Annotated in this window: 6 protein-coding genes; 3 read left to right on the top strand and 3 right to left on the bottom strand. The window is 28.9% G+C overall.

Annotation, left to right across the window (positions count from 1 at the left end; genetic code table 4):
- Positions 1-78 precede the first annotated feature (78 nt).
- The 3 genes from ACNQ12_RS01485 to ACNQ12_RS01475 all read left to right on the top strand — a co-directional run bounded on the left by ACNQ12_RS01485 (position 79) and on the right by ACNQ12_RS01475 (position 7291).
- The gene (locus ACNQ12_RS01485; RefSeq protein WP_418037025.1) at positions 79-1191 is read left to right on the top strand and encodes a restriction endonuclease subunit S; all 1113 of its coding nucleotides are present in this window, start codon (positions 79-81) and stop codon (positions 1189-1191) included.
- Positions 1192-1360: 169 nt separating this feature from the next.
- Complete coding sequence (locus ACNQ12_RS01480; RefSeq protein WP_418037023.1) at positions 1361-3997, top strand: type I restriction-modification system subunit M; 2637 nt, start codon at positions 1361-1363, stop codon at positions 3995-3997.
- A gap of 72 nt (positions 3998-4069) precedes the next feature.
- Positions 4070-7291 carry a type I restriction endonuclease subunit R gene (locus tag ACNQ12_RS01475; RefSeq protein WP_418037021.1) on the top strand — a complete coding sequence of 1074 codons (3222 nt, stop codon included), beginning with the start codon at positions 4070-4072 and terminating at the stop codon, positions 7289-7291.
- Between the two features lie 64 nt (positions 7292-7355).
- On the opposite strand, the gene ACNQ12_RS01470 is transcribed toward ACNQ12_RS01475, so the two are convergent.
- From ACNQ12_RS01470 to ACNQ12_RS01460, 3 genes are all read right to left on the bottom strand, one after another.
- Positions 7356-9866: a hypothetical protein gene (locus ACNQ12_RS01470; RefSeq protein WP_418037019.1), complete on the bottom strand. Its 2511-nt coding sequence runs from the start codon at positions 9864-9866 to the stop codon at positions 7356-7358.
- Between the two features lie 208 nt (positions 9867-10074).
- Positions 10075-10710, bottom strand: coding sequence for a hypothetical protein (locus ACNQ12_RS01465; protein ID WP_418042109.1), 636 nt, complete (start codon positions 10708-10710; stop codon positions 10075-10077).
- 464 nt (positions 10711-11174) lie between these two features.
- A complete protein-coding gene (locus tag ACNQ12_RS01460; protein ID WP_418037015.1) occupies positions 11175-12551 on the bottom strand; it encodes a M17 family metallopeptidase in 1377 nt (458 codons plus the stop codon).
- Positions 12552-12629: the final 78 nt, after the last annotated feature.

Genomic DNA, 12629 nt, shown 5'->3' with positions numbered 1-12629 from the left:
TTTATTTTGCCTTTTTAAACTAGAAAATTTAGCATATGATAAAATTAATTTATAACAAGTTTTGAGATGGAAGGATATATGCAAAAAGAAAAATTAGTGCCGGAAATAAGGTTTAAGGGGTTTAATGAGAAATGAAATATTAATGCTTTAAATGAATTAATTAACAAATTTGATAATTTACGCATTCCAGTATCTGAAAAGTTGAGAACAAAAGGGGAATTTCCTTACTTTGGAGCTAACGGGATTCAAGATTATGTTTCTGGATATACACATGATGGAGAATTTGTTTTAGTTGCTGAGGACGGAGCTAATGATGTTAATAATTATCCTTCAAAATATGTTAATGGTAAATTTTGAGCAAATAATCATGTGCATGTCATTCAAGGAAAAGAAAATGTTTTAGATAATAAATTTTTAAGTTTTTCTCTAAAGAATTTTGATTTTAAGCCCATATTAACCGGAGGAGAAAGATCAAAATTAAATGCGAGTGCATTAGCAACAATTGAAATTAATAAGCCTTTTATTAATGAACAGCAAAAAATAGGTGCCTTTTTCTCAAATTTAGACTCTTTTATTCAATCTCAAGAACTAAAACTTAAAAAACTTAATGAAGTAAAACAATCATTTCTAAGTAAAATGTTTGTTTCAGGGAATCAAAAATTCCCTGAAATAAGATTTAAAGGATTTGAGGAAAAGTGAAATCAGAAAGTTATTAACCAGACTTTAATTCCTGTAATTTCAACTTTAACAATGTCTAATGTACAAAGAAAAGGAGAGATTCCTCTTTTTGATGCAAATAGTATTGTCGGATATTCATCTTATGCTTTATCTAGTGTTCCTTATTTAACTATAATAAAGGATGGTGCCGGAGTTGGTAGAATTAGAAAATTACCTGCTAATTCTGCATTTTTAGGAACTATGACTGGACTCATTCCCAGAAATGTGGACATTGATTTTGTACATAGTTTAATATCAACACTCAGTTTAGAAAAATCTTTTTCAGGTACAACAATCCCGCATATTTATTTTAGTGATTATGGTAAATTAAAAATTTACATACCAGACTTTTTTGAACAGCAAAAAGTTGGCCAATTCTTCTCAAGTCTAGACTCTCTTATCCATTCTCAAGAGCAAAAACTTGAAAATCTAAACAGCATCAAGCAAGCTTTATTAGAAAAAATGTTTTGCTAGATTTATGTAGTCTGATGACTACATTTTTATATTTTTATGGAAAAATGTGGAAGTTTCTTAAATTTGTTCCATTTAGCATGGATTTGGCCCTTTTTTCACCCTTAAAATTAATGATATGATAAAATTATTTAGTAATTTATTTAAATTTAAATAATAAAAGGAGCACTATATGAATAAACAAGAATTGGCAAACAGAATATGGGCATCAGCTAACAGTATGCGTTCAAAAATCGAGGCTAATGAATACAAAGACTACATCCTAGGGTTTATTTTTTACAAATTCTTATCAGAACAAGAAGAAAAATATTTAATTTCTAAATATAACTATACAAATGATGACTTAAAATACCTAGGGGAAAATAATTATGATTTATCTTTAATCAATAACAAGGATGAATTTGAATCATTATCAGAAGATGACCAAGCTATGATTGAAACTATTGTTGATATTCAATCAACACTTGGATATTACATTCAATATGATGATTTGTTCTCAACTTGATTAAAAATGGGAAAAGACTTTGGAATTGATACAGTTCACAGAGGATTAGCTCGTTTCAATAGCAATATTGGCCCAAAGCACAAGAAAGTATTTAATAAAATCTTTAACACACTTGAAACAGGACTTTCTAAACTAGGAGATAGTACTGGAGCACAAACTAAGGAAATTGCCTCAATTATTAACATCATTAAAGATATTCCTATGGATGATAAACAAGACTATGATGTGCTTGGATTTATTTATGAATATTTAATTTCTATGTTTGCTGCTAATGCTGGTAAAAAAGCTGGAGAATTTTATACTCCACATGAAGTTTCAGTATTAATGGCTGAAATTGTTTCTCATGTACTTAAAAACAAAGAAACTATTAGTATTTATGACCCTACCTCAGGTTCAGGCTCTTTACTAATTAACATTGGTAAAAGTATGTCTAAATACATTGACAAGTCAAACATTAAATACTATGCCCAAGAGCTAAAAGATAGTACATACAACTTAACCCGTATGAACCTTATCATGAGAGGTATTTTACCTAATAATATTGAAACAAGAAATGGTGATACTTTAAAAGAAGACTGACCATATTTTGATGAAAACAAGGTTTATGAACGTTTATATTTAGATGCAGTTGTTTCAAACCCTCCATATTCTCAACCATGAGATCCTGAAATGATGGAAAATGATCCAAGATTTGCTGAATATGGTATTGCTCCAAAATCTAAAGCTGACTATGCTTTCTTATTACATGATTTATACCACTTAAAGAGTGATGGAGTACTTACAATTGTTTTACCACACGGAGTATTATTCAGAGGTGGTGAAGAAGAAAGAATTAGACGTAATTTAATTGAAAAGAATAATATTGATGCAATTATTGGATTGCCAGCTAATATCTTCTTCGGAACAGGTATTCCTACAATTGTTATGGTGCTTAGAAAAGATAGAGTTAATGATGATGTACTCTTTATTGATGCATCTAAGAACTTTATTAAAGATGGTAAGAATAATAGATTACAATCTTCAGATATTAAAAAGATTGTTGATACTTATGTCTCAAGAGCCGATCTTGATAAATTCTCACGTAAAGTTTCAAGAGAAGAAATTAGACAAAATGATTTCAATCTTAACATTCCACGTTATGTTGATTCTAATGCTAAAGCTGAATCATGAGATATTTACGCTTCAATGTTTGGTGGGATTCCAAATAGTGAACTGGAAGATTTCAATGATTTATGAAGTGCTTTCCCAACCCTTAAGGAAGAATTATTTACTTCAATTAATGATAAATATTCAGAGCTTAAAAGTAAAGACATTTATCAAGAAATATTTGCTAATAAAGAAGTTAAAGCTTATGAGCAAGACTTTAAAGATTCTTTAAGCTCATTTGAAACTTTCTTAAAGAAAGAATTAATCGATGGAATGATGCAAGTAAATATTCATCAAGAAGAAGATATTATTAGCGATCATTTAGCAGCTAGCTTACAAAATAAAAAATTAGTAGACTTTTATCAAGCTTACCAATTAATGGATGATGAATGAAAAGTTGTTTCTAATGATTTAGAAGTAATTCAAGCTGAAGGTTTTGACGCTATTAAAGCTATTAAACCTAAAATGGTTTCAAAGAAAGATAAAAACAATAATCCAATCGAAGTGCAAGACGGATATATGGGATACATCTTACCTTTTGAATTAATTCAAAAAGTTAAACTTCAAGACTTAAAACAACAGCAAGCTGAGCTTGAACAAAAAGTGCAAGATATCGATGCCAGAATTGAAGAATTAACTGGTGAAATTACTGAAGAAGATAAAGAAACTTACAGCAGCTTATTTGCTGAAGATACAGGTAAATTAATTGATAAAGAAGTTAAATCAGTGCTTAAAGAATTTAGCAAAGTAGCAAGTAACGATCCTGAAACTTTTGAAGCTAAAATTGTTGAAATTGCAACTTTAGGTACAGAGAAAAAAGAAATAGCAAAACAAAACAAAGCACTGGCTGAAGAATTGATAAAACAAACTATTGCAATTTATGGTACTTTAAGTGATGCTGATGCTAGAGAATTAATTACACTAAAATGAGTAGATCCGGTAATTAAAGCACTTGAAAACTTACCTACAACTATTCTTGAAACTTATGCTGATAACATTAAGAAACTTGGCGAAAAATACCAAAACACCTTAATGGACATTGAAAATGATATTAAAGAAGTTTCAAATACATTAATTTCATTAATTGAGGAACTTGATGCTAATGAAGAAGATAAAAAAGGTTTAGAAGAATTCAAAAAATTATTATCAATGAATTAATAAAATAACATTTAGCCCTAAGCTTAGGGCTAATTCTTTATATAATGAGAAAATTATCAAAGAAAGGTAAAAATGACTTTTGACTCAGAATTAAAATTTGAAAAAGCTTTAATTGAAAAGCTTACACAGAATGGATGAGAAACTCAAGTACTAAAGAATAAAACTGAAGAGGATCTAATTCAAAACTGAGCAGATATTTTATACAAGAATAACCGCGATTCATATCGTTTAGGAAACTACCCATTAACTAAAGGTGAAATGAATCAAATTCTTGAAAAAGTGAGATATGCTTCTCCATATCATATTAATAAATTTGTTAATGGTAAAACTATTTCAATTATTCGTGATAATAAAGATGATATTAACAACTACGGAAGAGAAATTAGTCTTAAAATTTATGATCGTGACGAAATTGCAGCTGGTATTTCAACTTATCAAATAGTAGAACAGCCTATATTCAGAATTGATAATCCACTCAAAAGTGATCGTAGAGGTGATTTACTACTTTTAATTAACGGGATGCCTTTAATTCACATTGAGTTGAAGCGTTCAGGTGTATCACTATCAGAAGCAACTAATCAAATTAAAAAATATAAAGCTGAACAATGCTTTACAGGCTTATTTAACATGGTGCAAATTTTTGTTGCTATGACACCGGAAGAAATGGTTTATTTTGCTAATCCTGGGGATGGTGAATTTAATGAAAAATTCTTTTTCCATTATGCTGATATTAATAACGATGTTATTAATGATTGACGTAAGTTATCAACCTTCTTTTTAAACATTCCGATGGCACATGAATTAATTGGATTTTATACAGTTGCTGAAAGTGATGGAAATGATCGAAATAGTGGGACGCTTAAAGTTATGCGTAGCTATCAGATTTATGCAGCTAGAGCAATTGCTGAAAAAGTTCGAAGAATTAATCGTGATGAAAATTGAGGTAGAAAAGGAATTAAGGGTGGTTATATTTGACATACTACTGGATCTGGTAAGACACTTACTTCCTTTAAGACAGCTCAATTAATTGCTAATTCTAAAGATGCAGATAAGGTAATTTTTTTAGTAGATAGAATTGAGCTAAGCACTCAATCATTAAATGAATATCGTAATTTTGCAGAAGATCAAGAATCTGTGCAAAATACTACCAATACTTATTCGCTAATTTCAAAATTGAAATCGAATGCCGCTAGTGATAGTTTAATTGTGACTTCAATTCAAAAAATGAATAGAATTGATACTGAATACCGTACTGAAAAAGACTTGGAAATTATTAATAATAAGCGTTTAGTTTTTATTGTGGATGAGTGTCACCGTTCAACATTTGGAGACATGTTTGTAAAAATTAAACAATTATTTAAAAATGCTGTCTTTTTCGGATTTACAGGAACTCCAATTCAAGAAGAAAACATGAAGTCAAACAGCACCACAGTTGATATATTTGGTGATGAATTGCATCGTTACACTATTGTAGATGGAATTAAAGATAAAAGTGTGCTAGGATTTGACTACACTCCTGTTATTACATTTGATTATAAAGCAATTAGAAAACAAATAGCTTTACAACAAGCCAAAGTAAACAGTGAATCTGAGGCTTTTGCTAATCCAGAAAAAGAAGGAATTTTCTTATATTTCAATAATCCTAAGAAATTTCCAAATGCTGGTTATAGAAACTCTTTAGGAAAAGTTATAAGCGGATTAGAGGACTTAATTCATGATGTACAATATAAACGCCCGTGAGATGAAGAAACAAGTAATTTAAAAACCCACAAGAATATGGTGGTTAGTGACATATTAAAAAATTGACAACTATTAAGTATGGGGAGAATTTACAGTGCTATTATGGCTGTAAGCTCGATTCCAGAAGCAATCATTTACTATCGCTTATTTAAATTGCGTATGCAAGAAAATCCAAATGTGCCTCAGCTAAAAATTACCTGCTTATTTGATCCAAATATTGATAATGTAGATACTGAACGTTCATTATTTAAAGAAGATGGAAAAGCTGAAATCTTAGAAGATTACAACGCTAATTTTGATCAATGCTTTATGGTGGCAGATTGAGATAAATTTAAAAAGGATGTTGCTAATCGTTTAGCACATAAAGGCCCTTATATTGGTGTGTCTAAAGAAACTACAAAGCGCCTAGACTTATTAATTGTAGTTGATCAAATGCTGACTGGATATGATTCTAAATATGTAAACACTTTATATTTAGATAAAGTTTTAGAATATAGCGGATTAATTCAAGCTTTCTCAAGAACTAACCGGATTGAAACGATTAGAAAAGAATCAGGAAATATTAAGTTTTATAAAAAACCTTATACAATGGTTCAAAATATAGAAGAAGCCTTTAAAGTTTATTCAGGAAACAAAGCTAGTGTTGCTTATGTAGACAAAATTGGGCAAAACATACTTGCTGTAAATTCTTTATTTAAAGAAATCTCTCAAATTTTTACAGCTGAAGGAATTCATAATTTTGAAAAGAATCCTGAATCTAAGGCAGCAAAGGCTAAATTTGCTAGTGAATTTAATAAGCTTTGAAGAAGAATTCAAGCTGCCACTTTACAAGGGTTTAATTGAGAAAAAGTTACTCACTATACAGAATTTGATCCAGAAGAAGGAATGAAGCCAAGACAAGTAAGCTGTGATTTAGAACGAGTTACTTATGATATCTTAATACAAAGATATAATGAACTCAAAGAACTGGCTAAAAAAGAATATGCAACAGCTGGTGAAAGTGCTTATGATGTAGATGCAACCATTATAGAAATGGATGCTACTCGAATCGATAAGGATTATTTAGAAGAAAAATTTACTAAGTGAACTAAAGTATTGCAATTAAATGAAGATGCTGAATTAGTCCAAAGTAAATTACAAGAATTGCAATCATCATTTGCAACTTTACCACAAGATGAACAAAGTATTGCTAATTCATTAATTTTTGAAATTCAATCAGGTGATTTAAATATTAGCCCAGATAAAAGTTTTAGAGACTATATCAACGAAAGAAAAGTAACAACTAAAACAACAAATATACATAATTTTGCTCTAGCATTTGGACTGCCTCAACAGCAGCTTAATGAATATATTAATTACGTACCAAATGAAGATAATTATAATGATTTCTCAAGATTTGATAAATTAGTTGAATTGGTTGACAGAGATAAAGCAAAAGCCTTTCTTGAAGCAGAAAGCAATAGCATTATTCCGACTAGAAATCTATTTCCTAAGTTAAAATTAAGATTAAAGAACTATATTTTAGATAAAGAATATGAAAACAAAACTAAATAACTGCCGCAAGGTAGTTTTTTTGAACAAAAAAGCACACTTACATGTGCTTATAAAAGTTTGCTATTTAATTCTTTTTGCTTTTTTTAACAAATAGAAGAGCGAATCCAAAAATACCAATTAGTGAGCCTAAAATACCTAGACCTAGTCAGAATCCTTGACTTTGTTGTAAATTATCAAATTTAATCGCATCTTGTGCAATTGGTGATAATGCATAAAAGTCTTTATCATTAACTACATTATTCATAACTGTTCGATCTTTAGTGGTTAGTTTTATTGCTGGAATTTGAGTATATTTTAAATAATTTGTCTTTTTAATGTATTTAATTAGGTTATTTATACGTGGATCTGAGCTTTGTTCTTGAGCTAATTCGTTAAATTCTGCTACATTTTTGGAAACAATAGCATTAATAAGTTTAATGTATAATGTATTATCCTTAATTCTAGTGGTATTTGCTGCATTAAATTTATTTAAATCAATTACTGAGCTAAATAGATTACTTAATTTAGCATTTTCTTCTAGATCGCTACTAAATTTATCGATTGCTTTTTTGACAGCATCATAGTTAATTTGGTATTCATCATTTGTTGCAAATGTTGAATTTTCAAATTTATTAATTTGAAACATAAAGTCTTCTAAATTGGTAAATGTTTTACTAATTAATTCAATTGTGGGCTTAAACTCTTCAACTGGGTTTGTTTGAGCTATTGAAATTAGTGCATTAGTATTTAAATGTAAGTTATTTGCAGTAGGAGCATTCTTTTTAGAAGTTCCTAAGTCATTTGTCAGAACATTTAATGAGCTAGTTGATGAATCTAAACTATTTGTTGAATATACAAATAATTTATTTACAATAGCATTAAGATCACTTGCTTTGGCAACAAAAGCAATTGTTTGTTCGTATGTAGGTAGTGCTTGATATTGTTGAATAAATAATTCTTGAGCAGCTGGTGAAAAAATTGTTAATTTATTTTTTAAGTCAATAACAGCAGCTTGTTGGCCATTTACTAATTGAGTATCAGAGAATTGTTTAATTGCTTTGCTTGTGTTAGTTAATTTATTTTCGATATCTTGCAAGTTATTAAGCACATCAATATATTTATGATTAAAGTTGGCATTTTTTTCACTTAATAGTGCTGGAAAGTCAGGTAATGATGTACTTATATCATTGGCTATAGCTAGTTGTTTTTTAAATTCTTGGTTAAGAGAGTCAACTTCAACTTTTAGGAATTGTGTTGCATTAGAATATTGAGGCGAATCTTTTAACTCTGCACAAGTTTTATCGAATTCTGTAGCTAATTTAACTGTTGGGATAAATAATGGATCAAATGTATTTGCTAGTGAAACAATGGTATTTTTTAATTCTTCTAAAATAGCACTTGCAGCTTGACTGTATTTAGATTCTTGAGCATTGTATTTTTCAAGTGATAAATCTGCAACAGTTTCGCTCGTTTTAGTGATAAATGCAATTAGATTATCTTGAAGATTTTTTTCATAGTCTTCTACTGCTTTATTTGCTGCTTTTGCGCATGAAGTAATGATTGCGGTAACTTTTTCAGCTATGCCAGCCAATTCTTTATTGTTAGAACTTTTAAATGAATTTAATGCTGTAAGTTGTGCATTTGTATTTTTGGTAAATCTAGATAAATCAGTAATCACTAAAATTGCTTTTAAAAGTGTATTTAATTCAGCATTAACAGTTTCAAGAGCCTTAATTGGTGTTGCAATAATTTTGTTATTTTCAACTAGCAGACTTTTTGCAAATGATTTTAATGTGTTAATGTAAGGGATAGTAGTGGTATTTGTGACAGCATCAAGTGTATCACTTAATTGTTTACGTGCACCAGATATTTGAACTGCTGCAATGATATTTTGTAGGTCAATTGTAGTAATAGCTGCATTTATTTTGCCTAAGTCAAATGTTTGTTCTGGTGTTAATTTTGTGTTTTGAACTTCTTTTAATGTTTTAAAAGCTTCTGCTAATGATTTGGCTTTTGTTGAATTATAAGCTTTAATAATATCTTCATTATTTAATGCATCTTTTATTACTGCATATGTCTTAATTCCATTTAATTGGTTATATGCATCAAACAAATCTTTTAATTCTGTTTTAATAGCTTGTGAGCTTGTAGCAGGATAAGTTTTTTCTTCAATGCTTTTAATGTAATCTTTTTTGCTTTGAGCTAATTCAGCATACGCCCTAACAAAAGCATCTTGCTGTTCTTTAGTTGAAAGTTTAAATGCATAACTGATTGAAGGTTTGCTAAATGTAGAAACTTCTTCTATTAATTTATTTAAAGCCTCTAATTCAACTTTTATATTGTTTAAATCTTCTTCAACTTTAGCATTAGTTACTTGAGTATTAAATGCATCTTTTTGTGCTTGAGATAATTTGGAATCTGTATTTATTATTTTCTTTAGCTGTTCTTTACCCGTGTGTAAAGGGTCTATTTCTTTATTGGTTTGAGAACTAGTAGTATCAATTGTGCTAATTGCTGAAATAGAAACAAGAGGCAAGCAAATTCCACTAGTTGCAATTAAGCTAGATAAAATTACTTTATATTTATGATTTTTCATATTAGAATTTTCCTTTCATATAATTTAATTATAATAATTTATAACTTTAGTATAGACTAAAAGGCATAAAATGTGGAAATTATGATTTTGTTCCACATTTTTTAAATTAAAAAGTTTAATTATTTTAGCTTAAAAGTTTCAGAATTCAAAAAAACATCTTTAAAGTGTAAATAAGTTCACTCTAAAAGATGTTTTCATAAAAAATGATTTAAATATTATTTCAATTCTTAATGTTTCTTCTTTTACTATAGGATATAAATTTTCGGATAAATTCTTGATCATAGCAACATAGTATTGAAATCAAAATACTATTGTCTAAATTGCTGCAGTTTTTTATAACTGTGTAATATGAGATTCTTTTAAGCAAACCTTCATCTAATGGAACTCCTAGAAATAAGATAATAAATGTGAAAAAAATATTAACAAAGCACATAGCTGTATGAAAAATAATCTGCTTAACTGAGTAAAATCCTTCATCAGTCCCTATAAAAGGCAGCGAAGCTATGCTAACAAATCCAAAAATTGAACCAAATATAAGAGAAATAATTGATCACCTAAATAAAGTATCAAATAAATCAGATATTAAATGAATTACTCTGATTTGAATTGAAAGTTTCTTTTGATATCTTATCAAAAAGCTTGATAAAAGATTCTTACTTGCTTTATCAAAAATATATCAAGGGTATTTATGGTATTGCTGTGTTCAGGTTTTTGAAACTATGTATGCATAAAAATTGTCGAATTCTTTCTTGACTTGTTCATTAGTTTCTGGTAAGTCACTATATATTTGGTTTAATTGGCTATTATGCTGAAAACAAAAGCTAATTCTAGAATTGATAGTCATTTGAGCCCTATATCATAGTTCTTTATGTACAATTGGAGTATTTGGTATAGGGTTTAAATATTTACGCATATAAGAAATGTATTTAAAAAGATAAATACAACTTTGAAAATAGTAAAAAATTGTAATTGGGTTAAAAGTGAAAATTAGCAAATATAATGGGTTAAAATGATAAATTCAATAAATCCCTATTAGAGTAAAAATAAATGACGATGCTAATGCATTATTAAATGAAGCAGCAGCATTGTATTTGTATAGTGGTTTATCTTTGAATTTTATTTTTGACATTATTTGTTAAACCTTATTAGTTTTATTTTATTTATTATACTTTTAAATAATATTGTGAATGGAATCAGCATAATAATATCCTGCTAGCTTTATATTTTTTATAATTGTTAATTTCACAATATTTCATTTAAAAAATAGCACATTTGCAACAGCAAAATATGCTATTTCTAAGTTAATAATTATTTATTGTTTAAAGCTAATTGTGTTAATGTTTTAACCATTACACCTGTTGGACGTGAAGCAATATCAGCTGTTCCAGCAACATCTAAGTGAATGTATTCAACATCTTCTGTGAATTCTTTTAAGAACATAGCAGCTGATGATGATCCACCACCAATTCCACTTAAATCTGTGTTCTTTAAGTCAGCAACAACTGAGTTTCTAATTTCTTTAGCAAAAGCTTCGTCTAAAGGCATTCTTCATACAAGTTCGTTTGATTCTTTAGCAGCTGTAGAAAGTTCTTCTCAAGCTTTTTCACTTGTAGCTCAAACTCCTGTATATGTTTGTCCTAAAGCAACTAAGATTGCACCTGTTAATGTAGCAACGTCAACTAATCTTGTTGCTCCTAATTTTCTAACACCATATGTTAATCCATCAGCCATTACTAAACGACCTTCAGCATCTGTGTTGTTGATTTCAACAGTTTTACCATTCATACTTGTTCATACTGAATCAGGCAATGAAGCATCTCCATTAACTCTGTTATCTGTAATACACATTACAGCAGCTACATTTGCTTTTGGTTTTAATTGTGCAATAGCTTTTAAAGCTGAGGCAACAAATACTGAACCTGACATGTCATATTTCATTCCAAGCATGTTTCTTCCGGTTTTGATGTTGTATCCACCAGAGTCAAATGTAATTCCTTTACCAACATAAACTGTTTTTTCTTTTGAATCAGGATTTCCGTTGTATTCAATTACAACTACACGTGGTTCATAAACACTTCCACGGTTAACTGAAAGTAATAATCCCATTTTGTTTTCTTCAATAGCTTTTTTGTCTAATACTGTAACTTTTAAGTTATCGTATTTAGCTAAATCAGCAACAACTTGGTCTGCTAATCATTCTGAGTTACAGATGTTTGGAGGTGTAACTTGTAGATTTCTTGCAAAATTAACAGCTTCTGATAAGATAACAGCTTTATCTAATTCTGCTTTGTATTCAGCTTCGTTTGCATTTGAAAGCAATGAAACAGCAAATTTTTCTTCTTTTTTGCTTGTTTTAGCTGAGTAAATGTCAGCATTTACATAGTTGTAAGCTTCAACAAATGCTTTAACAACTAAAGCTAATGTTAAGTTTCCTTTAGCAAAGCTTGCTAAATCGATTTGGTATTCTCTAGCTTGTGAAGCAAAGAATCCTTTAGCAAAAGCGTATAATGATTCATATTTGAATTTATCGCCTTCACCTAAATATACTAAAGCTTCGTTTTTATCAAAGTAATCTGTAACAACATTGTTTTTTTCAACAAGTGTTTTATCATATGAATCACCTTTGAAAACAGCTTTTAATAACATTGCATTATTTCTTGTTTTATCAACATTTTTAATAAACATAATTTTCTCCTTTTAATATTGTATTTAACTAAGTAGTTATATTTTACCCTTTTTTAATATTGTGGTAGATATTTATTC

This window comes from Mycoplasma paraquilae, from assembly GCF_048284415.1.
Lineage (GTDB): Bacteria > Bacillota_I > Bacilli_A > Mycoplasmatales > Metamycoplasmataceae > Mycoplasmopsis.
This window is presented reverse-complemented; position numbering and strand designations above follow the sequence as displayed.